The sequence below is a fragment of the Bacillus sp. S14(2024) genome, assembly GCF_050473785.1.
In the GTDB taxonomy this organism is placed as follows: Bacteria; Bacillota; Bacilli; order Bacillales; family Bacillaceae_G; genus Bacillus_A; species Bacillus_A yunxiaonensis.
Genome location: NZ_JBFLUP010000006.1, coordinates 4396618 through 4421530 on the forward strand (window position 1 = coordinate 4396618; position 24913 = coordinate 4421530).

21 protein-coding genes and 1 riboswitch are annotated in these 24913 nt (G+C 36.7%); of the genes, 8 read left to right on the plus strand and 13 right to left on the minus strand.

What is annotated here, in order from left to right; genetic code table 11:
- Positions 1-85: 85 nt before the first annotated feature.
- Both AB1279_RS22215 and AB1279_RS22220 read right to left on the minus strand, forming a co-directional pair.
- Positions 86-1192 (minus strand): M20 peptidase aminoacylase family protein, encoded by a 1107-nt coding sequence (locus AB1279_RS22215; RefSeq protein ID WP_429757437.1) that lies wholly within the window; start codon positions 1190-1192, stop codon positions 86-88.
- Between the two features lie 271 nt (positions 1193-1463).
- Positions 1464-2750, minus strand: coding sequence for a transcriptional regulator (locus AB1279_RS22220; RefSeq protein WP_429761010.1), 1287 nt, complete (start codon positions 2748-2750; stop codon positions 1464-1466).
- Positions 2751-2841: 91 nt separating this feature from the next.
- Between AB1279_RS22220 and AB1279_RS22225 the strand changes: the two genes are divergently transcribed.
- Together AB1279_RS22225 and AB1279_RS22230 are read left to right on the plus strand one after the other, a co-directional pair.
- Complete coding sequence (locus tag AB1279_RS22225; protein ID WP_429757436.1) at positions 2842-3951, plus strand: mandelate racemase/muconate lactonizing enzyme family protein; 1110 nt, start codon at positions 2842-2844, stop codon at positions 3949-3951.
- A gap of 13 nt (positions 3952-3964) precedes the next feature.
- Complete coding sequence (locus AB1279_RS22230; RefSeq protein ID WP_429757435.1) at positions 3965-4660, plus strand: GNAT family N-acetyltransferase; 696 nt, start codon at positions 3965-3967, stop codon at positions 4658-4660.
- A 257-nt stretch (positions 4661-4917) separates the two neighbouring features.
- On the opposite strand, the gene AB1279_RS22235 is transcribed toward AB1279_RS22230, so the two are convergent.
- Both AB1279_RS22235 and AB1279_RS22240 read right to left on the minus strand, forming a co-directional pair.
- Positions 4918-5244 carry a hypothetical protein gene (locus AB1279_RS22235; RefSeq protein WP_429761011.1) on the minus strand — a complete coding sequence of 109 codons (327 nt, stop codon included), beginning with the start codon at positions 5242-5244 and terminating at the stop codon, positions 4918-4920.
- A gap of 144 nt (positions 5245-5388) precedes the next feature.
- Complete coding sequence (locus tag AB1279_RS22240) at positions 5389-5940, minus strand: HD domain-containing protein (RefSeq protein ID WP_429757433.1); 552 nt, start codon at positions 5938-5940, stop codon at positions 5389-5391.
- Between the two features lie 560 nt (positions 5941-6500).
- On the opposite strand from AB1279_RS22240, the gene AB1279_RS22245 reads away from it, so the two are divergent.
- Together AB1279_RS22245 and AB1279_RS22250 are read left to right on the plus strand one after the other, a co-directional pair.
- Complete coding sequence (locus tag AB1279_RS22245) at positions 6501-7535, plus strand: AI-2E family transporter (RefSeq protein WP_429761012.1); 1035 nt, start codon at positions 6501-6503, stop codon at positions 7533-7535.
- Positions 7536-7656: 121 nt separating this feature from the next.
- Positions 7657-7758 (plus strand): DUF4368 domain-containing protein, encoded by a 102-nt coding sequence (locus AB1279_RS22250; RefSeq protein ID WP_429761539.1) that lies wholly within the window; start codon positions 7657-7659, stop codon positions 7756-7758.
- On the opposite strand, the gene AB1279_RS22255 is transcribed toward AB1279_RS22250, so the two are convergent.
- The 5 genes from AB1279_RS22255 to rlmD form a co-directional block, all read right to left on the minus strand.
- Positions 7755-9299: a DHA2 family efflux MFS transporter permease subunit gene (locus AB1279_RS22255; RefSeq protein ID WP_429761013.1), complete on the minus strand. Its 1545-nt coding sequence runs from the start codon at positions 9297-9299 to the stop codon at positions 7755-7757. The two genes, AB1279_RS22250 and AB1279_RS22255, sit on opposite strands and share 4 nt — an antisense overlap.
- A 406-nt stretch (positions 9300-9705) precedes the next feature.
- The gene (locus AB1279_RS22260; RefSeq protein WP_429761015.1) at positions 9706-10413 is read right to left on the minus strand and encodes a M48 family metallopeptidase; all 708 of its coding nucleotides are present in this window, start codon (positions 10411-10413) and stop codon (positions 9706-9708) included.
- Between the two features lie 121 nt (positions 10414-10534).
- Positions 10535-11065, minus strand: a complete 531-nt coding sequence (locus tag AB1279_RS22265) for a DUF1456 family protein (RefSeq protein ID WP_429761016.1) — start codon at positions 11063-11065, stop codon at positions 10535-10537.
- 364 nt (positions 11066-11429) lie between these two features.
- Positions 11430-12419: a tRNA dihydrouridine synthase gene (locus AB1279_RS22270; protein WP_429761540.1), complete on the minus strand. Its 990-nt coding sequence runs from the start codon at positions 12417-12419 to the stop codon at positions 11430-11432.
- 237 nt (positions 12420-12656) lie between these two features.
- Positions 12657-14033, minus strand: a complete 1377-nt coding sequence (rlmD, locus tag AB1279_RS22275) for a 23S rRNA (uracil(1939)-C(5))-methyltransferase RlmD (RefSeq protein WP_429761017.1) — start codon at positions 14031-14033, stop codon at positions 12657-12659.
- A gap of 122 nt (positions 14034-14155) precedes the next feature.
- A riboswitch (purine riboswitch) is annotated at positions 14156-14257 on the plus strand.
- A 175-nt stretch (positions 14258-14432) separates the two neighbouring features.
- Here rlmD and AB1279_RS22280 point away from each other — a divergent pair.
- The 4 genes from AB1279_RS22280 (at position 14433) to AB1279_RS22295 (ending at position 19423) form a co-directional block, all read left to right on the plus strand.
- Positions 14433-15629 carry a NupC/NupG family nucleoside CNT transporter gene (locus AB1279_RS22280; protein ID WP_429752666.1) on the plus strand — a complete coding sequence of 399 codons (1197 nt, stop codon included), beginning with the start codon at positions 14433-14435 and terminating at the stop codon, positions 15627-15629.
- A gap of 190 nt (positions 15630-15819) precedes the next feature.
- Positions 15820-16938: a polysaccharide deacetylase family protein gene (locus AB1279_RS22285; protein ID WP_429761019.1), complete on the plus strand. Its 1119-nt coding sequence runs from the start codon at positions 15820-15822 to the stop codon at positions 16936-16938.
- A gap of 69 nt (positions 16939-17007) precedes the next feature.
- Positions 17008-18099, plus strand: coding sequence for a polysaccharide deacetylase family protein (locus AB1279_RS22290; RefSeq protein WP_429761021.1), 1092 nt, complete (start codon positions 17008-17010; stop codon positions 18097-18099).
- 94 nt (positions 18100-18193) lie between these two features.
- The gene (locus tag AB1279_RS22295) at positions 18194-19423 is read left to right on the plus strand and encodes an aminopeptidase (protein WP_429761022.1); all 1230 of its coding nucleotides are present in this window, start codon (positions 18194-18196) and stop codon (positions 19421-19423) included.
- A gap of 50 nt (positions 19424-19473) precedes the next feature.
- Here the strand turns inward: AB1279_RS22295 and AB1279_RS22300 are convergent, their stop codons facing one another.
- The 4 genes from AB1279_RS22300 to AB1279_RS22315 form a co-directional block, all read right to left on the minus strand.
- Entirely contained in the window at positions 19474-20883 is a 1410-nt protein-coding gene (locus AB1279_RS22300; RefSeq protein ID WP_429761542.1) for an NAD-dependent succinate-semialdehyde dehydrogenase, read from the minus strand.
- A gap of 110 nt (positions 20884-20993) precedes the next feature.
- Positions 20994-22376 carry a sigma-54 interaction domain-containing protein gene (locus tag AB1279_RS22305; protein WP_429761023.1) on the minus strand — a complete coding sequence of 461 codons (1383 nt, stop codon included), beginning with the start codon at positions 22374-22376 and terminating at the stop codon, positions 20994-20996.
- A gap of 150 nt (positions 22377-22526) precedes the next feature.
- Positions 22527-23888 carry a 4-aminobutyrate--2-oxoglutarate transaminase gene (gene gabT / locus AB1279_RS22310; RefSeq protein ID WP_429761024.1) on the minus strand — a complete coding sequence of 454 codons (1362 nt, stop codon included), beginning with the start codon at positions 23886-23888 and terminating at the stop codon, positions 22527-22529.
- 156 nt (positions 23889-24044) lie between these two features.
- Positions 24045-24800, minus strand: coding sequence for an HAD family hydrolase (locus AB1279_RS22315; protein WP_429761026.1), 756 nt, complete (start codon positions 24798-24800; stop codon positions 24045-24047).
- Positions 24801-24913: the final 113 nt, after the last annotated feature.

The window sequence follows — 24913 nt, forward strand, 5'->3', positions numbered from 1 at the left end:
AGGACAACCATTTTTGACCTTTTCAGGATAGCTTTCATATCTAAATTTAAGGACTAAAAACCTCAAATTCCAAATAGAAATAATCTTATTTCAGAACTTCCAATACCGTTTGCTTCAATATTTGCACGCCATCTACTATACAAGCGTGATCAAACGTCATGTGAGGATGATGTAACCCTGGCTTTAGATTCGCACCTAATCCTAGCATGGCAGCTTTTAAGTGCGGCTTTTTGACCGTATAATAATGAAAATCATCACTTCCTGCTGTAGGAAGCGGTGCAGTGCAGCCTTCTTCGCCATATATTTGGAGAATTCCCTTACGAAGGAACTGCTCCGCCTCAGCTGATACTTGTGCTCCAGGTGCGAAATCAACCCATTCATAAGAAATCTTCACACCCATCGCTTCAGCTGCTTGAATAACTTTTTCTATCTTTTCCTTTAACTCTTCTAACAATGGATTGCTTTCTGCTCTTACATCTAAAGCGAAATGCCCGTTCCCTGGAATGATGTTTAAACTTTCACCACCCGCTTGGCATCTCGTCATTTTAACGGAGTATGAATGTTGTGGTGACAGCCATATATTTTTCAATCCAATATTAATCATTGAAATCACATCGATTGCGTTTACACCTTGATGCGGCCGCGCACCATGAGCGTCAGTTCCATATATATGAGCTTCTAAAAAATCAGCCGCTCCATGGCGAATGGATGGTGCCGCTTGCTTCAATGATAATTCCTCTATTGGTCGTAAGTGAACACCAAATAGGAAATCAACATCATCCACAACACCTTTCTCAACCATCTTCAGAGCTCCGCCTCCTTTTTCTTCTGCGGGCTGAAAAATAAAGCGGACCGTTCCCGTTTGCCACTCCTCATTTTTCAACTGTAAAATAAGCCCCATCACAATTGTCATATGACCATCATGACCACATGAATGATTTGCTTTGAACTCCCCATCTACCTCTTGCCATAATGCATCCATATCAGCTCGAATAGCGACAACTGGTTTCCCACTTCCCATTTCTGCAATTACTCCAGGACAATCATCAAATGTTTTATAAGAAATTCCTTCTGCCTCTAAAAATTTTGTAATATAGGTAGTCGTATTATGTTCATGCCAACTCACTTCAGGATGCTCATGTAAATATTGAAAAATTTTATTTAAACGATTCTGCAAATCTTCTCTCTTCAACTTGATGCTCTCCCTTCTATACGCAAAACAATTCTCTTAAGGCTGTTTTGAAATGACATTCACTCCACACTAAACAGTCTTTTGTTTTTCAAAAACATATTGAATATTCGTTTAAATGTCAAGTAATCCTTCTCTCAGTATGATGAATGAACTTTCCCTTTTCGCCATATGCCGGACTGAATTTCACTGTATCCACCCTCTTCATTCTTTATGCTTTAAACCCTTTCAGTATCACTAAACTTTCCAAGACAGAAAGAATGGCAATAAGAAACTACATTAGAGACATAGCATGAAAAGAATAAATGGGAAGCTTTAGCTCATAAAGGGCGCGGGGACGCCCTTGCTGATAAGGCATCTCCTCACCACAAATATTTGCATATCCTTGATCAACCAACTTCTTTAAAATACGTTCTGTCGTACGTCTTGTTACTTGTAAATACTCCGAAAGGTCAGCTGCCGTAAATTGAAGTGATGAACGTGATTGACTAAATTGAATGATTTTCGATAAATTTGCTGGGCTTAATTTTGTTGCCTTCGCTATCTTTAGTAGTTCTTGGTCATCATTTTTAAGACTCTGCACTTTCTTTTCTTTTGGAAAAGGACCGAACAGTTCTTTTTCATCCGTTAATATATAACAACAGCTTTCCATTTGATTGCTTGTTGCGAAACTTTGAGCAATCTTAGCGTTTTGTTCCGCTTCTTTTACTGTTCTTCCGTAGCCAAAGCCAAGTGCTATAGGATCTTTTGAATTGCCCAAAAAGTTTTGAAGAGAACTTGTTTTTATAAGTTCCTCAATATCACCACGCGTCGTATACAAAATGTATGAAGTTTCATCTACTTGGCGAAATGAACCGTGAATTTCACGAGCAAATGTATCAAGATGCTCCATTGAAATATGGTTTGATGCCGGGAATGCTACCACACAAGCTGCAACAGTCGCTGAGTGACTCTTTGCTAACTGTGCTTTTGCTTTTGCATCTTTTAATCCTTGTATAAGAGCTTTTGTCGGATCAAGCATTCGCTGCGTGGGCACACCAAGTTCAATAAGTTTGTCATAGACAGCATGAACACTCGTTAGTGCTAAATCAACCAATCCTAACTGGTACCGAGAGTAATGAAAATCCACAATCTCTTTTATTTCAAACATATTCGGTAACATATCTTGATAATCCATAACGTGAGGAACCCCTGTAATCCCGATATCATTGAAAACATTTGTAACGAAGGAAGAATTCACTAAATCAATTGAAATTCGCTCCGGTTGAATGTTTTTATGATGTAAAATGAAAAGCAAAGAAGACGCAAGTGCCATTTCGTTTTGCTGCAAATAAATACTTGGAATTCGTAATTGTTCTCGCATTTCTTTTGAAATATAATAAGGTATAACACCGGAGAAAAAGATCACATCACACGGCTTTACATGCCGAATAACTTCTGAAGATTCCTTCGGATGAGAATAAACATAAGGTTCAATCTCTATATCTTCGACTTGGTGGGCAACAGACACAAGGCGCTGAATAGACTCTTGTGTACCAATAACCGCAATCTTTATCATCATTTGTTCAAACTCCTTATAGCTATTTAACGACTATTTAACGACAACTATATCAAATGCACAAGAGCATTGTAAACAGAAAGGGGTCTTTTCAATGAAAATCACAGCAATTCATCTTTATGCAATTCGTTTACCGCTTCAGAGTCCATTTATCGTAAGCTATGGCATTTATCCTGATATGCCTTCCATTATTGTAAAACTCGAAACTGATGAAGGCATCGTCGGTTTCGGGGAAGGCGTAGCTGACGAACATGTTACATGTGAAACATGGGAAAGCACTTTTCATATTTTAAAACATACAGTAGCTCCTGCGCTGATAGGTAAAAATCCAATGAATATCGAGAAAATACATGAAATCATGAATCAAACTATTTACGGGGTGCCTACTGCCAAAGCTGCAATTGATATTGCTTGCTTTGATGTAGCGGGGAAAAAACTTGGACAGCCTGTGTATCAATTGATCGGCGGACGCTATCATGAAGAATTCCCAATTACCCATGTTTTAAGCATCGATTCCCCAGAAAACATGGCGGAAGAAGCTGCTTCCATGCTACATAAAGGGTACCAATCCTTTAAAATGAAAGTCGGAACAGATGTCAAAAAAGATGTTGAGAGAATTGAAGCTGTACGTGAACGAGTCGGAAATGATGTCGCAATTCGCGTTGATGTGAACCAAGGCTGGAAAAACAGTGCGACGACGCTAACTGCATTACGTTCACTTAAGCATCTAGACATTGATTGGATTGAACAGCCTGTTATAGCCGACGATATCGACGCAATGGCTTACATTCGCTCAAAAACAGACCTTTCTCTTATGATTGACGAAGGATTAAAAGGACCGCGTGAAATGCGCCAAATTATTCAAAAACAAGCAGCTGATAAAGTAAACATTAAATTAATGAAATGCGGCGGAATCTATCCAGCTGTCAAACTAGCTCATCAAGCAGAAATGGCTGGCATCGAATGTCAAATTGGTTCAATGGTCGAATCATCCGTTGCCTCTTCCGCAGGATTCCATGTCGCTTTTTCTAAAAAAATTATTACTAGTGTTGAACTAACAGGGCCATTGAAATTCACGAAAGATATCGGGAACCTTTCCTATGATGTACCTTTTATTCGCCTAACAGAAAAGCCAGGACTCGGCATTGATGTCAATGAAGATATACTCAATGAGTTAACTGCTTTTCAACATATTGTTCGCTAAAGGAGGCAAAAGCATGAACATTCTTTACGAAGGAACGTTAAAACAAAACGAGCAACCATTCAAAGTCGCACCATTATCTTTGCATCACATCGAGCAAATTTTATCGGTACAAGACGATGTAATTGAAGCACTAGAAAACAAAGAAAGCTTACAGCCTCTTACATTAGAAGAATTTCAAAATATATTAACAGGAAATGGCTTCATGATCGGTGCATTCATAGACGAACAACTCATTGCATTTCGTGCGCTCTTAGTTCCCCCCATCGATGAAGAACATTTAGGATTGGATATTGGCTTACAAGGTGAGGAATTAGAACGGGTCATCTATCAAGAAGTCTCAAACGTTCATCCAACCTACCGCGGAAATGGAATGCAGAAAATATTAGCGAAGGTCATTATGGATCAATTACAACAAACCGATAGCAAATACGATTACGTTTGTTGTACAGTTGCGCCATTTAATATCCCTAGTTTAAAAGACAAGTTCGCCCAAGGGATGGAAGTTGCTGCGCTGAAAGAAAAATATAGTGATCGGTTGCGGTATGTGTTTGTGAAAGAGCTGAAGAGTGAGAGACAAAGAGAATGGGTGAACGTAGAAGAACTTCTAATGAGTGATATTGCTGGGCAGAAAAAGTTGCTGGCGGAAGGGTATCGTGGGTATGAGATGGAGTTCTGTGACGGGGAGTATTTAGTTAGTTTTGGAAAATAAGATAGTATTTTCATAATCTAATATTCGAACTTTATTTATTTTGAATAAAAGAAAGATGAGATCTTACTAATACTTGAATCTCATCTTTCCCTAAATAAAAATACCTCTTAATGCTTAACACCAAATTACTACTTATCCCTAAAAACTCCAACATAAATCAGGGCTCTATTTGTCATTCCTTTCAAACTAGGCCGGCACCTCGCATGTCTAGAATATATGCGATAACAAGAGAGTAGAAAATAATTTTTTAGATTGTATTAATAATTATTTAAACTAGACAAAAAAGAACCTAATTCACTATCCGATTGAAATTTAAAAGAATATCCATAATGTATCGGAGTTTCCCCTTTGTTTTTTCTTTTAGGAAATTGCCTTAACGCTGTACTATGATATTTACCAATACTTTTGCTTATTAAGCTACTGTTGTTTTCTACGGTATTAGGATTTAAAACAATACTAATTTCTATATTATGTAATAAATAAATCACTTCTTTACTCTGAATATTTTCATATTCTACAGCCTTACTTGTTTCTTTTGTTAATTTATAATTATTTTCATTAAAAACTACATTTAATTCTTTCATCCAATAATTCCCCCCATTTCATTTTGTATATCCTTATTGTCATATATGCTTAAACACACGTCTATCATTTTCCAGCTTTATCTTTCAAAATTTTATGCACAAATGATTCCACTTCAAATAAAAAAGGCAACTATCCCTTAGGGATTAGTTGCCTCCTTTAAATAAATTTTGTGTTTCTTTTTCGAACACCCGAATAATTGGAATTTCCCGCTTTTTTTCTTTCAAAGCATGCACAATACTCATGTAATACCATGATTGGTCACGCTTTCCACGATTAAAACGCGACCATACTTGATCGCCTTCTCTTTCTATGTCCTCTTGAATGGATCGTAAGTTATGTAATTTATCTGCGACAATCAAAGTAATCTCTTCATTCGAACGGTGTGGAAGAGATAGAATGGTATGTTTTTTTCTTTCTTCCCATGACAACGATTTATCTGGTTCTGAAGCCGCCTGAACCAATCTCAGCACTTCTTCGCCAAAATGCTCACACAACTCAGCCTCGGTTGTATTCGTGTCTTCTAAAGTATCATGCAATAATCCTGCGGCAATCACTTCATCACGCTGCTTTGCTTTCTGTAAAATGAGTGCTACTCCAAATGGATGTATAATGTACGGAATGTTAGTACCCTTGCGCATTTGACCTTCATGCTTAATAGCAGCAAACTGCGTCGCTTTCTCAATTAATCTGCTCATGTACCTCATCTCCTTTGCCTTCATTATATATTCATAACATAAACACCGCTCAGAATAAAATCTTCCGAGCGGTGTTTACTCCTCCAACTACTAAAACCATTCGATTTTACAAGATCCTTCTTTTACAGTTAATGTTTCTTTAAATTGAACAAGCTGATTCAAAAGATACATTCATGGAAATTTTCAATTCAAAAGACTGTATCCCTGAAAATTTAGATTCGGATAATGAATCACCGGAATCTGATGAATTTTCAGATGAAGAGAAAAGAATATATGAGTTTATACAATGTTATTTAGTATCATAAAACGTGTACGTCTAACACGTAAATCCAGCTACCCTCATTATTTTTCATCTACACTTCTCCTTTTTTGTAGATTAATTATATAACTGCTGAAAATTGATTCTTCTCTTTTTAATCTACATATGCATATGATAATTACATGTGTTTTTTTGTATACAAATAAAAACACGGAAAACAGGTAGAAAGTAATAGATAAATAATCAACGTTTTCATGAATATATTGAATTTCTATCCACTGAAGGGGGAGATCGAGTCCTAATGATGCAAATGAAAAATTTCTTTCAAAGTAAAGGATTTCAAAGGTTGCTTGTGTTAATAATTTTAGCCCTTATATTATATGGGTTAAAAGGTATGATTCATTTAATATTGATTACCTTTATCCTTACGTTTTTAATGGATCATTTTCAAAGGTTTATTTCTGAAAAGCTTAATCGTTTTGTACGGATAAATAGGAAAGTGATTATCGCTTTTTTATACATTGTTTTAGTTATGTTGATTGTTACCACGTTATATAAATATTTGCCGGTCATTACCGTTCAAATTTCACAGTTAATTCATCAGTTTCAAGTGTTTTTTAAGCGGCCACCTGATAATGAAATTATAAAATATTTGATTTCTACCATTAAAGAGATGGAAGTATCAAAGTATATTGAACAAAGTGTCGATGTTATTTATCAGTCTTTAGCTAATATCGGAAAAGTAAGTTCGCAAATGTTTCTTTCCTTTATTTTAAGTTTGTTCTTCTTGTTAGAAAAAGAGCGTATTATAGCTTTTACTTCTAAATTTAAAGATAGTAAGCTTAGCTTTTTTTACAATGAGATTGCATATTTTGGACAGAAATTTGTACGTTCATTTGGAAAAGTTATTGAGGCACAGTTTTTAATCGCTGTTATAAATTGTATCCTTTCAGTTATTGCACTTTGGCTTTTAGGATTTCCACAGCTTCTTGTATTAGCAGTAATGATTTTTTTACTTGGGCTCATCCCAGTTGCAGGTGTAATCATTTCGCTATTTCCACTTTGTATTATTGCCTATAATATTGGTGGGATTACATATGTAGCATACATTTTAATTCTCATTACAGTCATTCATGCGTTTGAAAGCTATTTTTTAAATCCAAAATTTATGTCTACAAAAACGAATTTACCAATTTTCTATACGTCTATGACCCTTATATTTTCAGAGCATTTTTTTGGTGTGTGGGGGTTAATAATTGGGATTCCAATTTTTATCTTCTTGCTTGATGTACTTGACGTGATGAATGAGGAGAAATCGTATGTAGATGTGGAATGATACCTCGAAGGCACGTAAAAAGCAATCCAAGTATATTGGATTGCTTTTTATCCCGCTATTCGTGGGGAGTAATACCCCACCTCAAAATTCAGCCTAAGAAAAGAGGATAGCACTCAGTAAAATAAAAAAACAACTTAGTGTTTTCATGAATTTTAACGAATTAACTCCTAAGATGCTTCATCGATTCATAGACAAAATCGAAACCTTTCTCATTACTTATTAAGCTCTAACAAATCCCTCTGTTTCAGATTTTTCCTTATTGTCTTTTGGCTCAACCTTATAACGATCTCCACCTACAAATAAGGAAACAAGCAATCCGATGATACCAGCTATCATTGCCAATATAAAGCCATGGTGCAATGCTGCTTCTAATGCCCCTCTCATGAATTCTACTAGCTGAGGAGGAAGCTGTGTATGATTTTGCATCAAGATTTCTGGTTTTGCTAATTTATCAATTTGATTAGCCGGCATTTTAGAAGATGCCGCAAAATCTATCATCTTTTCTTTTAAATCATTGTTCACAATGGTTGCTGTAATTGCAGCCCCCATCACACCACCAATACTCCTCCAGAATCCAACAACTGATGAAGCAATCCCCATATATTTCATATCAACGGATTGAGCGACAGCATTTTGTGCGACACTCATAAGTGGTCCTAGAACAATTAATCCCATTGTGATCATCACAAGAGTCACTGTCAATTTTGCGGTATCATGTGTAATGTTACTAAGCATATAAGCTTCAAATATTCCAACTGCCATCGAAATGATCATGATAGTACGGAAAGGAACTTTCGTACAAAGGAAACCTCCTAAAATCGCTCCAATCATAATTGGAAACATCATCGGTGTTAATACACCATTTGAATTTTCATTCCCAATAATAGCTACTGAAAGAATGGGAAGATACGTAATCGCAGAAAACATAATTGCTCCCTGACAAAATACAACAATACTTGTGCCAAGCACCATTTTATTTTTAAATATGGAAAGAGGTAAAATCGGCTCACTAGCCTTTCTTTCCACTAATATGAACAACACAATTGATATTGCAGCTGCACTGAACATTCCAATAATTTGAGCGGAATCCCAAGCATAATCCTTCCCGCCCCATTCTAAACCGAGAAGAAGTAAAACAGTTGAAGTAATTAATAAAACTGTTCCAAAATAATCAACCTTTGGTTTATGTTCTGATTTAGATTCTTTTAAAGAAAACAATAAAGTAACAATCGATAAAATGCCAAAAGGTACATTTACATAAAAGCACCATCTCCACCCCAACCAAGAGGCTTCAGAAATCCAAGTACCGATTTGTGGTCCAAGAACTGAGGATATACCAAATATCCCGGCAAACACACCAGACATTTTTGCTGCTTGCTTAGGATCTGTAGAAATTGAATAAATGATTGTGAATGAAATCGGAAAAATAGCCCCTGAACCTATCCCTTGAATAACACGATACGCAATCAACTGATCTATATTTTGAGCAGTTCCACATAATGCCGAGCCAATTAGAAATAAACTGATCCCAAGTAAATAAAACAGTTTTCTTCCAAATAAATCGCTCATTTTCCCAAACACAAGCATCGTACTCGTTGCCGCAAGCATATAAGCTGTAAAAACCCAGCTCATTTTATCAAATCCACCAATATCCTTAATGACTTGACTAATACTCGCAGAAACAATGGTGTTATCCAAAGATGACATAAACAGTCCTAACGCCATAGCTACGATCACAAAAGGCATCCTTTTATTCTTTTCCATCGCGCTCTCTCCCCGTTTTTTCAATCGTATCCACTCAAATAGAATAACATTTTTCCATTAAATAACAATAAAATTCAGAAGTGATTTTTTGACAAAAAACGACTTCGTTTGTAATGACATACAGGTACTTACTATAATTACGCTTTGAAATTTACTTTATGTGGATTAATTATTGCTAAAGTTACTTTAAATGGATTGAGTCTATATTTCTGTAGATACAAAGAGAAGCACACTTCCGAGAAGGAAGTGGGCTTCTTCTTATTGAAATATTAGTGTTGCTACGCACTCGACATGTCCAGAGTGTATGCGGCAATACAATAGGATGTTTGTGAATTCAATTATAAGAGAAGAAGCAATTATAAACTAAAACTGTAGTGCAATAGTAATCGCTCCAACGATGTCACTGCTAAACAGTCATTTTCCAGCTTGATAATGCCAACCAGTTTTCCATTTCCTTATAATCAGGCATTATTTTCCCAACAAGGCGCCAAAAGGATCGATCATGATTTAGATGGACCATATGGCACATTTCATGAACGACTACATAGTCGATCACCTGCTGAGGTGCCATTGCTAGCTTCCAATTAAACGTTAATTGTAGATTTGAATCACAAGTGCCCCACGTACGATTACTATCTGTAATACGAATGGACCGTGGTTTTGTTTTAAAGTTACTTTGATACGATTTAATACTCTTCTCTACTAATGCCTTACACTGCTTATAGTAAAATCGTTTTAAAGCTTGTTGGATTTTCTCATCCTTTAGCTCTTTCACATAAATATGTAGCTTCCCCCCCTCAAAGACTGCATTGTCTTGCTCAATACTTGCATCTTGAGAAATCTGTATCGGATATGTGTTCCCTAAATATAGAAAGCCCTCTCCTTGATCATAAGCCTTTTCCTGTGGTCCAAGCACTCTCTCCTGCATTTCCTTACGTGTTTTCTGAATCCAATCCCATTTCTCCTCTAACAATTGGACTAAGTATTCCACAGGCGTTCCTTTCGGAGCTTGTACTTCAACATTTCCGTACGAATCTACATAAATACGTACAGATTTTTTCTTCTTATAATTTATATGAAAATTAATTGTCTCACCTAAATATGTATGTATCATTTCATCACCTAAAGTATTCGTTCATGTTATTTTTACAAATAAAAAAGAGTAGGCTACAAACGTCCTACTCTATCTATTATATCATTTACTGTTTCAACATAAATGTTACAACGCTTATTCCTTATCCTCTATACTTTACAGCTAATCCCTTTACGAAATTCCTTGCGTATCTATCGCCGCACTCTTTGTAATTCTTATGACCTTTCTTTCTTAATAGAGCGCCTAACTCTCCTTTTGTCACCTTAACTCCTACGCTGTCTAATATATCAAGCACATCTTCACTCGTTAATGAAAGTGCTATTTTCATTTTCTTTAGAAGAAGGTTATTGGCACTCTCATTACTCTGTAAAGGCATTGCTTGTCCAGCTGGTTGCCCTGGTTTCGGATCTTGCTTTCCTCTTTTTAAAGTAATAAATCCATTTAAAAATGACTCTAACATCATCATATCGCATGTTAATACGTAATCATCTTCGACTACATCAGCATTTTCAGCTTCATGTTGTGGACTTTTCTTTACTTTTGTAAGCATATCAACTACTTCTTCTTTCGTTACTTCCATGCCACCAAGTTTAAATATCTCTACCATATCTGTATCTTTTATATCCATAGCATATCTTACTCTTTTTAATATATCATTATTGCTCATTGCCATTGTTAGTCCTCCTAAATGTTGATTATTTATACAGAAGTTAAAGTCTATCCTCTAACATGCTTTAAACTATCATGTTTAATATAACCTTTTAGTTAATATCCGCTAAATTAATACTTTAACATTTTAAAGGTAGGTTTTATAGTCTTACCCGAACTTTTCTCTATCATTGTATCTATAGATCTCTTACGTGTTTGTTGTATGCCTATAAAAAGATTTCCCTCGTAACATTAACTAAAAGAAAAAACAGTGCTTTGATTTCTCAAATACACTGTTCTTTTTCAGCTCTACGCTTATTTTAAACTCAACCAAATCACACACTACACATACATTGATGCAATTCATTTCCCATCTAACTCTTTAAGAGTTACACCGTTTCACTATCCCCAGCCTCATCAACACTCTTTTCAAATTTATCAAGCAATGCACGCACTTCATCTGTTGATTTCGTGCTCATCAATTGATTTCTTAATTCAGCAGCTCCATGGAATCCTTTGACATAAATTTTAAAAAAGCGATGAAGCCCTGTGATTGAACGTGGTAGTACTTCCGCATATTGATCTTGAAGGTCAAGCTGCAGTCTTAAAAGATCAAGGTGTTCTTTACTGCTATGCTCTCTCGGCTCTTTTTCAAAAGCAAAAGGATTTTTAAAAATACCTCGCCCAATCATAACGCCATCAATACCATATTTTTCAGCAAGCTGCAGCCCGATTTGACGGTCAGGGATGTCGCCATTGATTGTTAGCAGCGTATTTGGTGCAATACGGTCACGTAATTTTTTGATTTCCGGAATTAGCTCCCAATGCGCATCTACTTGGCTCATTTCTTCTCTTGTACGTAAATGAATAGAAAGGTTCGCAATATCCTGTTTTAAAATATGCGTTAGCCACTCCTCCCACTCATTTACCTCCTTAAAGCCAAGTCGTGTTTTCACGCTGACAGGCAGTCCGCCCGCTTTTGCTGCTTGAATAAGTTCTGCCGCAACATCTGGACGAAGAATAAGGCCACTACCTTTTCCTCTTGATGCCACATTCGGTACAGGACAGCCCATATTAATATCAATACCTTTAAATCCTAGCTCCGCCATGCCAATACTCATTTGACGGAAATATTCGGGATTATCCCCCCAAATATGTGCCACTATTGGCTGTTCATCTTCTGTAAAAATCAAACGGCCACGCACACTTTTCATACCCTCTGGATGACAATAGCTATCCGAGTTTGTAAACTCTGTGAAAAATACATCCGGTCGACCGGCTTCACTTACTACGTGACGAAAAACAACATCTGTCACATCTTCCATTGGTGCAAGTACAAAAAATGGTCGTGGTAAATCACGCCAAAAATTATCTATCATTTCAAACTCAAATCCTCTCACTATGAATACAACTTCAAACTCTCGATCAAAAAATATAAAGCCAAATGTTACACTTATATCATGCTTCATAACTTATTATCAAACACAAGTACATTTGTACACTTATAATTTGTGAAAATCGGCAATATTTATTTTAACTAAAATCGGTCCTGAATGGTATTTTTTATAAACAAAAAAGCAGATGGTATAGATTTTTCTATATCAACTGCTTTTCTATTATACCAACTTAAGCCAAGCCACACACTCCACATGAGTAGTATGCGGGAACATATCCACAGGTTGAACTTCCTGCGTCTTATACCCGCCCTCTTCAAGAACCTTCAAATCACGAGCAAGTGTTGCTGGGTTACATGATACGTATACAACACGCTTTGGCTTCATATCGATGATTGTATTTAGTAGTGCTTCATCGCAGCCTTTACGTGGTGGATCGACTACGATTGTGTCAGCGATGATGCCTTGTTTGTACCAGTTTGGAATGACTACTTCTGCTTCGCCTACGCCAAATTCAACATTTGTCATGTTGTTTAGTTCTGCATTTCGGTTTGCGTCTTCGATTGCTTCTGGTACGATTTCAACGCCGTATACTTTTTTCGCTTTTTGCGCTAGGAATAAGGAAATTGTTCCGATGCCGCAATAAGCGTCGATAACTGTTTCGTTTCCATCTAATTTTGCGTACTCCAGCGCTTTGTCATACAATACTTTCGTTTGCGTTGGGTTTACTTGATAGAATGAACGTGCTGAAATGGCAAATTTAATATCGCCGATAAAATCATAAATATATTCTGATCCGTACAGGACTGTTGTTGTGTCACCGAAAATGACGTTCGTGCGTTTGTTGTTTACGTTTTGGACGATCGATTTTACGTTTGGGAACTCCGCTGTAATTTCTTCAATGATTGCATTTTTGTTTGGAAGTTCTGCCGTACGTGTAATAAAGACAAGCATGATTTCGCCTGTTACTTGTCCGTAGCGAGCCATTACGTGACGAAGTGTCCCTTTATGACGTTCTTCGTTGTATGCCGTAATGCCGTGCTTCTCACAAATGCGTTTTACTTCTTGAATTAATGTATCGTTTTCTTCTGCTTGAATTAAGCATGTTTCCATATTAATGATGTCATGCGTCCCTTGGCGGTAGAAACCAGCTACAAGTCCGCCTTCACGTTCTCCAATTGGCACTTGTGCTTTGTTTCGATATACCCATGGATTTTCCATGCCAAGCACAGGGTGAACAGGGACATCATGTAGTCCACCGATGCGCTGCATTACGTCACGCACTTGTTTTTCTTTTGCTTGCAGTTGTCCTTCATATGTTAAGTGCTGAAGCTGACAACCACCGCACTGATTATATACTGGGCATTCTGCCTCTTTGCGATATGGACTTTCTTTATGAAGCTTCATTAAACGCCCAAAAGCAAAGTTCTTTTTCACTTTAATGATTTTTATTTGTGCTGCTTCACCCGGTAATCCGTTTTTCACGAAAATAGGATAGCCATCTACTTTCGCAACTCCGGCACCATCATGTGTTAAATCTTCAAACACTACATCTATAAACTCGTTTTTTTCAACTGGTGGCGTCATTTTATTACTCATTTTCCGACCTCTCTTTTTTTCATAACACTGCGTTACATTTTACCATATTCCCTCGCTCTTTAGCCATTGGAAGAAAAAATCTATTGACGATAATTCTTTACTAATGTTACGCTACTACTAATTGCATACGGATGGTGTTACCTCATATATACTTGATGATATGGATCGAGAGTCTCTACCCGGCAACCGGAAATTGCTGGACTATGGGGAAAACTAATGAATATTAGCTTTTTTATGTATATAAAGACTCATATTGATTAGCTTTCTCGCATAGAAGGAAGTCGATCTGTATGGGTCTTTTTTTTATTCCTTTTTTAAAGGTCAGACATCATACGTATGACTTGAAGCCTTTGAGGTTTACTCTTCTATTTATTTAAACATCTGAAAGGAGAAAATTTTGTGCACTATGTAATGAGTATCATCGGCATTCTTGCCGTATTAGGAATTTGTTTTGCTTTATCTAACAACAGAGCAAAAGTTAATTTCCGCGCTATTATTATTATGCTTGTTTTCCAAATTTTAATTGGTTGGTTTGTATTTGGTACAAAAACTGGTCAGCAAATTATTGTTTGGATCGGTAAAGTCTTCAATAAATTGATTAAACTTGGTACTACGGGTGTAGACTTTTTATTTAACGGAATTCACAAAGATTTTGTCTTTTTCTTCAATGTATTATTAATTATCGTCTTTTTCTCAGCACTACTATCCATTTTTAGTTATCTTGGTGTTTTACCTTTCATTGTTCGTGTTGTTGGCGGTGCAATTTCGAAAATTACAGGTTTGCCGCGTGTGGAATCGTTCCACGCTGTAAACTCTGTCTTCTTTGGATCAAGTGAAGCGTTACTCGTTATTAAAAATGACCTGCAGCATTTTAATGCGAATCGTATGTTTATCATTTGCTGTTCAGCAATGAGCTCTGTATCCGCTTCTGTCACAGCATCTTATGTGATGATGTTAGATACAAAATACGTATTAGTGGCCCTGCCGCTGAACTTATTCTCTAGTCTCATTGTTTGTTCACTATTAACACCAGTTGATACGGCGCAAGAAGATGAAAAACTGCAAAAGTTCGATAAAAATCTTTTTGGCAACAGCTTAATCGACGCGCTGATTAACGGTGCATTAGACGGTTTAAAAGTAGCCGGAATTGTTGCAGCATTAATGATTGCATTTATTGGTGTAATGGAAGTTGTAAACTTCTTAATTTCTTACGCATCAGGCGCACTTGGTCATAAAATTACACTACAACAAATTTTCGGTTACATTCTTTCACCGTTTGCATTCTTAATGGGAATTCCAGCACACGATGTGATTTCTGCCGGCGGTATTATGGGGACAAAAATTGCATTAAACGAATTCGTTGCTATTCTAGATTTAAAGAAAATCATAACTACATTATCTCCGCGCACAGTTGGGATTGTTACAGTCTTCTTAATCAGCTTTGCAAGCATTAGTCAAATCGGTGCAATTGTCGGTACAATTCGTGCCCTATCTGAAAAACAAGGGCGCATTGTATCACGCTTTGGATGGAAGCTCCTTTTTGCTTCGACACTAGCTTCTATTTTATCTGCAACAATCGCAGGATTATTCATTTAACTATACAAGGAACTCCCTAATTTAAAATAGGGAGTTTCTTTTTGTTTTCTTCACACAAATTTTACATGTTGCTCATAAGCTAAGAAAATACAGTATTTTTGTCGTAATTAACCAAAAAAGGATATTTCCCTCTATATTTGAGAGTGATATGATTAACAAGGGTATAATACACAATAGAAGGATGGATATAATGAAGAAATATGTACTAATTGCTTTACTTTCTTCTACCATTCTCACAGGTTGCAACACTAGTGTAACTGGTGATAAACAGAAAAAAGATGCAACTGCCGAGAAAAAAGTAGAACCGAAAAAAGTTGAAGCAAAAACAGTAACTGTTCCCTTAACGCAAGGAAACATAACATGGGAGTCCTTTGCACCTGATGCAAAAAATACTGTGCTCTATGTGACTAATTTACGAGATGCGTTTAAACAAGTACAATACCATGTTTGGCGCACTGCTGATGGCCCTGAAAGCAAACAAACCTTTTCATCTCAAGAAAAAGAACGTAACTTTTCTTTGCCATTCCACTTAAAAGCCTTCAATTTGAAACGCGGGGAATATCAAATTGAAACAACAGGAGTAAAAGAAGACGGCACACAAGTACCTCTTGCTAAATCCACAATTACCTTTCAACAATCTGTACCATTTCTAATGTATCATGCAATTGAAAAATATTCAGGACCAGGTGATGGTGAGTTAGGTTTATATGTGCCCCCAGAGCAATTCGAAACACATATGAAATATTTAAAAGATAATGGGTATACAATGCTGACGTTTGAACGTTGGGGCGATATTAACCGCGTCAATAAGCCTGTCTTTGTAACATTTGATGACGGGCGAAAAAATAATATGAATGCCCTTCATATTTTACAAAATTTAAAAGATGACAGATTTCAACCAGCAGCGACAGAGTTTCTTGTTTCGAATACAATCGATACGCCAAACCGTCTATCAACAGATGATATTAAACAAATGCTAAACTCCGGTATCTTCTCTATACAATCGCACACAGCCAATCATACTATGCTGGCTTATGCAAGTAATTACGATGAAGAATTACATGGATCAAAAGAAAAAATTGAAAGTATTACGGGTAAAAAAGTAATTGCTCTTGCTTACCCTGTAGGCTCTTATAATGATCAAACAATTGCAGAAACGAAAAAATATTATGAGTTCGCAGTGACAACGAATCATGGAAATTATATTACAAAAGGTGAACCAAACGAACAATATTTAATTAAACGACATTTTGTCGGACCTAAAACATCAATGGCAGAGTTTGCATCATTGGTAAGGGAACGCAACTAACTATTTAAAAACTGTTGCATTGAAAAAAAACGCTCTTTTTATACATTTTGATTAAAGGATGCTTACACGATGAAAAAATATATTTCAACTATATTATTGTCTACGCTGTTCATCTCTGGTTGTAGTCATGCACCTCAACAAGATCCAAAGAAAGAAGTTCAAGCTGCTGCACAGCAAACAAAAAAGAAAACAGAAGAGAAAGTGCAGCCACAAGGAACTATTTCTTGGAATCCAATTACATACGAATCAAAAAATACAGTTTTATATACGAAAGATGTAACAACTCCAATTACAGAAGTACAATATAAAATTTGGCGCACTGCTGACGGAAAAGAGAGTGCAAAAACATTTTCTTCTAAAGAAAAAGAGAACTCTTTTTCTTTACCGTTTGATCTAAAAGAATTTGAAGAAAAACGCGGTGAGTATCAAATTGAAGCAAATGGTGTAAAAGAAGATGGAAAAACCATTCCACTCACAAAATCGGCAATTGTATTCCAGCAATACGCTCCAGTTCTAATGTATCATGCGATTGATGATTATAAAGAAGGCTATGGCCTGAAAGATCTGTTTGTATCCCCTGCCAACTTTGAAGCGCAAATGCAATATTTAAAAGACAATGGCTACACATTGTTAACCTTTGAACGCTGGGGCGACATTAACAAAGTCAACAAACCGATTTTTGTTACATTTGATGATGGTATGAAAAATAATTTGAATGCCTTTCATATTTTACAAAAGCTGAAAGATGATAAGTTCAAGCCAACCGCGACAGAATATGCAATTGTCAATTCCATCGATACAGACGGCTCACTATCTAAAGCAGATATAAAAGAAATGATAGATTCCGGCATTTTCTCTGTTCAGTCTCATACAGAAACACATGCGGATTTGCCGAAAATTACAAACTATGAGGAAGAGCTAAAAGGTTCAAAGGAAAAACTCGAAAAGATTACTGGAAAACCTGTTATCGCTATCGCTTATCCATTTGGCCATGTAAATGACCGCGTTGTTGCTGAAACAAAAAAATATTACCAATTTGCAACAACAACAAAACCCGGTCAATTTATTGAAAAAAGTGAGCCAGATGAATTGTTACGTATAAAACGCGTCCGCATTCATAACTCAACAACAGTGGAACAGTTTGCGCTGGCAATTAAATAAGAAATAGAACCCGATTCCAATCGGGTTCTATTTATATTTTCAGAATTTTCCTGTATTATGTACATAAGAACTATTTACGCAAAGGAGAATATATATGTCATTTGAACAAACGTTAGAAAAATATGCTGCGTTAGCTGTAAATGTCGGAGTAAATATTCAACCAGGACAAACATTAAATATTGGCGCGCCAATTGAAGCTGCTCCATTTGTTCGTCTTGTTACAAAGAAAGCTTATGAATCAGGTGCAAAGCATGTGTATGTCGATTGGGTTGATGAAAATTTAACACGCTTAAAATTCGACTTAGCACCAGAAGAAGCATTTTCTGAATTTCCTGCATGGAAAGCGCGTGCACGTGAAGAACTAGCAAAAGAAGGAGCAGCATTTTTATCCATTTATGCGGAAAACCCTGATTTATTAAAAGGTGTAGACCCAAAGCGCATTGCTAGCGCAAATAAAGCAGCTGGAGAAGCAATGAAAGCAGTTCGCGAATATATGATGGCTGATAAAGTAAGCTGGTGCGTTATTTCTGTTCCAACAACAGAATGGGCAGCAAAAGTGTTCCCTGATGTACCGGAAGAAGAACAAGTAGCAAAATTATGGGATGCAATTTTCCAAGCAACTCGTGCTAATTTAGAAAATCCTGTTCAAGCTTGGAACAAGCATAATAGTAACTTACATACGAAAGTAGACTATTTAAACGACAAACACTATAAAGCGCTGTACTATAAAGGACCAGGAACAGATTTAACAATCGAACTTCCTGAAAAGCATTTATGGGTAGGTGCTGGCAGCATTAACGAAAAAAATGTACCATTCATGGCAAACATTCCAACAGAAGAAGTATTTACAATGCCATTAAAAACAGGCGTAAACGGCTATGTAACAAGTAAAAAACCATTAGTTTATGCAGGAAATGTTATTGATAACTTTACGCTTACATTTGAAAACGGCCGCATCGTAGACTTCAAAGCTGAAGCTGGCGAAGAAACATTAAAACATTTAATCGAAACAGATGAAGGTTCTCACTTCTTAGGAGAAGTTGCATTAGTACCTCACGACTCACCTATTTCGAATACAAATATTTTATTCTACAATACGCTATTTGACGAAAATGCATCTTGTCATTTAGCAATTGGTAATGCCTATGCATTTAACTTAGACGGCGGTAAAACAATGTCTAAAGAAGAATTTACAGAAAACGGTGCAAACTCTAGTATTACACACGTAGACTTTATGATCGGTTCTGCGGAACTTGATATTGATGGTATTACAGCAGATGGTACACATGAACCACTCTTCCGTAAAGGAAACTGGGCATTCTAATAAGCGTACTAAAAAAATCGCATCAACGGTTTCGTTGATGCGATTCTCTTTTATAATCCTAATGAAATATATTTAATTTCTAAATACTCTTCAATTCCAAAGTGACCGCCTTCACGGCCAATACCACTTTCTTTAAATCCGCCAAATGGAGCTTGTGCAACAGATGGAAGACCATCATTTAAGCCAATAATTCCGTATTCCAATGCTTCGCTAATTTGGAAGGCTTGGCTAATATTTGTTGTAAAGATATATGCCGCTAAGCCATATGGCGTGTTATTTGCACGCTCAATTACTTCTTCAGCCGTTTTAAATTTCGCAACAGGTGCCAGTGGTCCAAATGTTTCTTCTGTCATACATAACATATCATCATTTGCTTCGCCGATTACAGTTGGTTGAACAAAATGGCCGTTTAATTCTGTGATCTTTTGTCCGCCATTAAGTACCTTTCCACCCTTTTGAATCGCATCTTCTATATGTTCTTGCACTTTTTCAACAGCTGACTCATCAATAAGCGGTCCGACAGTCGTACCTGCAGCAAAACCGTCACCTACTTTTAGTTCTCCTACAGCTGTTTGGAACTTCTCTACGAATTTTTCATACACATCTTCTTGAACAAAAACTCGATTCGTACAAATGCACGTTTGACCAGCATTACGGAATTTTGAGCCGATTACTGCTTCTACAGCCTTATCTAAATCTGCATCATTCATTACAATAAACGGTGCATGACCACCTAATTCTAATGAAACTTTTTTCACTGTTTCAGCTGCACCGCGCATCAATTCTTTTCCAATTTCCGTTGATCCAGTAAAGGATACTTTTCTCACACGTCCATCATTCATCCATGTATCAGCAATAGCTTTCGCACTTCCTGTTACGATATTTAAGACACCTTTTGGAATTTCTGCTTCATGTGCAAGCTCAGCTAGTTTTAATGCTGTTAATGGCGTTTGGCTCGCCGGCTTCACGACCGCCGTACATCCCGCTGCTAATGCTGGCCCCACTTTTCTTGTAATCATAGCTGCTGGAAAGTTCCATGGCGTAATTGCTGCAATTACCCCAATAGGTTGTTTCGATACAAGGATGCGCTTATTAGGATGAGAAGCAGGAATCATTTGACCATATACACGCTTCCCTTCTTCTGCATACCATTCTAAAAAGCTATTCGCATAGTTTACTTCACCAAGCGCTTCTGCGAATGGTTTTCCTTGTTCCTTTGTCATAATAGCTGCAATTTCTTCTTTATGATCATCAATTAATGTGAACCACTTTTTCAATTTGTTCGCACGCTCAGCTGCCGTTAGCTTTGACCAAGTCTTAAATGCTTCATGTGCAGCATCTACCGCTTGCTTTGCTTCCGTTACTCCTCCTTTTGGAACAGTAGCAAATACTTCTTGTGTAGCCGGATTGTTAATTTCAATTTGTTCATGTAAATGAACGAATTCCCCATTAATATACATCGCTTTCTTATCTAAATTGATAGCCATTGTTTTTTTATCCAACCTTTTCATCCTCCTTTATATTTACTGTACCAATCACGAAAGAAACATCCAAATGCAATGGTACTTTTTTAAATCCCTTCTTCTCCCTCAATGAGAAGTTCTTCTCCAATAAACTTTTTAATTTTTCTAGTTGCTGCGGACTGACTAATTTTTAAAGTCTCTGCTACTTTGTAGCTTGATTGATGTGCTTTATACGCTTTTAAAATAATATTGCGCTCTACTTCCTCTAACATTTCATACAAACTTTTTCCGGATTGTTCAATCGTAGAATTTTGCATAGATAATGGTAAGTCTTCCATTGTAACGAGCTCATCCGTAGTAATAACAACACGTTCCATTACATTTTCTATTTCTCGGTTATTTCCTTCCCAAGGATATTCTAAAAATGCTTGTAATACATACGGAGATAGCTTCACATTACGCCCATACTTCTCATTAAAATGCTGCAGATAATAATAGACTAGTGGTAAAATATCTTCTTGTCTCTCACGTAAAGGAGGAATATAAATCGGAATCACATTCAGGCGGTAATATAAATCCTTTCGAAACGTCCCCTGTTTCACCATTTCTTTCAAATTTCTATTCGTTGCAGCCACAATGCGCACATCTACTTTTTTTAATTCTCTGCCTCCTACTGGGCGAAATGTTTTTTCCTGTAATACTTGTAACAGCTTTGCTTGAATTTCAAGAGGCATTTCTCCAATTTCATCTAAAAAGAGCGTTCCTTTATGAGCCAGTTCTAAAATCCCTTTTTTCCCTTCGCGATGTGCACCTGTAAAAGAACCACTGGCATATCCAAACAGTTCAGATTCAATTAAATTTGTTGGCAAGGCTGCGCAATTGATTTCATAAAACATTTCATTTTTACGATGGCTAAGTTCATGTAAATGGCGTACTAATCTACTTTTTCCAACTCCTGTTTCTCCTAAAACAAGAACCGTGCTATCTACTACAGATACTTTTTTGATCGTTTCAACTATCCTCTGCATAGCTGCACTTTTAAAAATAAGCCCTTCATGCTCATATGTTTCTCGTAATTCTTTTTTATACGTTTTTAATTGATCCGTCATTGTCTCTACCTTTTTTCGCAATTGATAGAGCTCTGTTAAATCGCGCGAGTAGCTAATGACCCTTCTTAAATTACCGTGATCATCGAAAACCGGACGTGTTCGAACATGTAAATATTCCCCTGACTTTGTTGTCTGCACTAATTCAATCGGCTTCCCTTTTTCGATGACTTCAAGTGTTGCCGACGGATAGAAAATCCCATCCTTTTGTAACTCTTTTACACTCTTACCAATCAAATTTTCCGCTGGTAACTGGTAATGCCTTTCGCACATGCTGTTGACACGAACTACAATACCTTTCTCATCTGTTACAAAAATCTCATCAAATGCATGTTCAAATACATCTTTTAAATCCATAAATACTCGTTCCTTTTCCGCCACCATTCCAGTCACTCCCTGAAGTTTAAATAGATATTCAGATACGTCCAATTTATATATAATACTTTGTCATTATTATATAACAGGGAGCGCTGGAACAGCCGCAAACAAGTTTTTAAAATGAATATTTTACAGGGATTTCAATACACTTCTGACTTATACGTGTGCTTTATCTACTTTTCCATAACAAGATTGAAGTGATTCTTCAAGAATCATAAGCCCTTCTTCAAGTTGCTCATCTGTAATAACAAGCGGCATTAAAACGCGAACGACATTTCCATATGCCCCTGCCGTTAATAGCAATAAACCTCTCTTATTTGCTTCTGCAGTAAGACTTGCAGCTAACGCTTTATCTGGCTCTTTCGTTACTTTATCTTTTACTAATTCAAAGGCACACATTGCTCCTAATCCGCGAACATCACCAATGCATTCATATTTTTCAGCCATTTGATGGAAACGATCCATTACTACTTTTCCAATACGCACAGCACGTTCATTTAAATTTTCCTTCTCCATTACTTCAAGAACAGCTAATGCAGCACTGCATCCTAATGGACTTCCAGCATACGTTCCGCCTAATTCACCAGGTGCAGCCTCATTCATTACTTCTTTTCGGCCAATTACACCACTGATTGGTACACCTGCTCCTAGTGATTTAGACACAGTAATTAAATCTGGTACTACATCATAATGGTCAATAGCAAAATATTTACCCGTACGGCCAAATCCTGTTTGAATTTCATCAGCAACAAACAAAATGCCGTGTTCAGCACATAAACGATGTACTTCTTTCACAAACTTTTTACCAGGAACGATAAAGCCGCCTTCTCCTTGTACAGGCTCCATCACAACAGCTGCAATACTTTCCGGCGCAACCTCTGTAATTAAAAAGTTTTTAAACTCTTCAATGATAAAATCTTCATATTGTTCTTCTGTTAATCCAGCTGGACGGCGATATTCGTAAGGGAATGGAGCTTTATAAACCTCTGGTGCAAACGGACCGAATCCATCCTTATACGGCTTTACTTTACTTGTCATTGTCATCGTCATTAATGTACGGCCGTGAAACCCTTTTGAAAATGCAATAATTCCTGTTCGCTTCGTATACTTACGAGCAATTTTCACTGCATTTTCAACAGCTTCAGCTCCACTGTTTAAAAACAATACCTGTTTATCAAAAGCACCTGGTGCTAACGCAGCTAGTTTTTCTGCTAATTCAATATACGACTCATACATCATTACGTTAAAACCGGTATGGATATATTGATCGATTTGCTTATGAAGAGCCTCTGTAACAGTCGGGTGACAATGTCCGACGTTGATTGTACCGATTGCCCCAGCAAAGTCGATAAATTGATTTCCATCCACATCTGTAACAAGCGCCCCATGAGCCGATTGTACAAATGTTTGAATTCCATTACTTACTCCTCTTGGTACGATATTTTGGCGGCGTTCAAATAATGAAGCTGCTTTTGAACCCGGAATAGTTTGATTAACTTTAGCAAAATTTGTTTTCATTGTATATTCCACCTCTTTTAGTGATTTGCTTTTTATAATGCAAAATGTATGCCAACTTTAAAACACACTGTACTCCTATATTTCTATAGATTTTGACATAAAAAATAAGTCTACAAAGACTCAAAACGAGTCTTTGTAGACTTATCCAAAAGATTTCTATCTATTTACCATGAATTTTTCCGTTTCATTCCATACTAGCTTACCAGAATCAGAAATTAGCTCTCCTACAGATGGCAACAATATATCAGATAATGGATCTAACGTTTCCTTATCGCCTGTTCCTGAAAGAACACCAATCGCATAACCCGCTCCGCTATTTTGAGCCAAATACATATCTGTTGGTGTATCTCCTACAATCACAACTTCAGAAGGATGCAGTTGAAACTGCTCACAAAATACGTCTACAATTTGTTTATTTGGTTTTTGCGCTGGAAATGTATCTGACGTTACAATAAATTCGAAAAACGATTGTAATTGATATTGCTGTAGAAATAACTGCGTAGGTTCATAATCATCTGCTGTGACAACACCGAGAATATACCCTTGTTCCTTTAATTTTGTTAGTAACTTTGGTAAATCCGCTGTCATTTTCATATGCGAACGCTGCTTATACATAAAGGAAAATAACTTTTCACTTATCCATTCTCGCATTTCAGCTACAGAAATTGATGGGACATGCTTACAAAAAATATATGCTAAATCCATACTTGTTCCCGCAGCCAATACACTATGCGGATTCACAAACATTTCTTCTACGCCAATCTCTTGCAGCAACGTTGTTTGTAACGTTGTAGGTAGTTTATATGTTCGGATTAGCTCTGCAACAACTTCTTCTGCAACTTTTACCCAAATGGAATGAAAATCCATTAATGTACCATCTTTATCAAATAAAATTGCTTTCATTTCCCCCATAACCTCCTACCTCCCCTTTGTTACTCACCTTTATTGTAACAAGGGAATATATATGAACTATGAAGGAATTGTAAAGATACAATAAAGAAACAACAAAACACCAATTTACACTC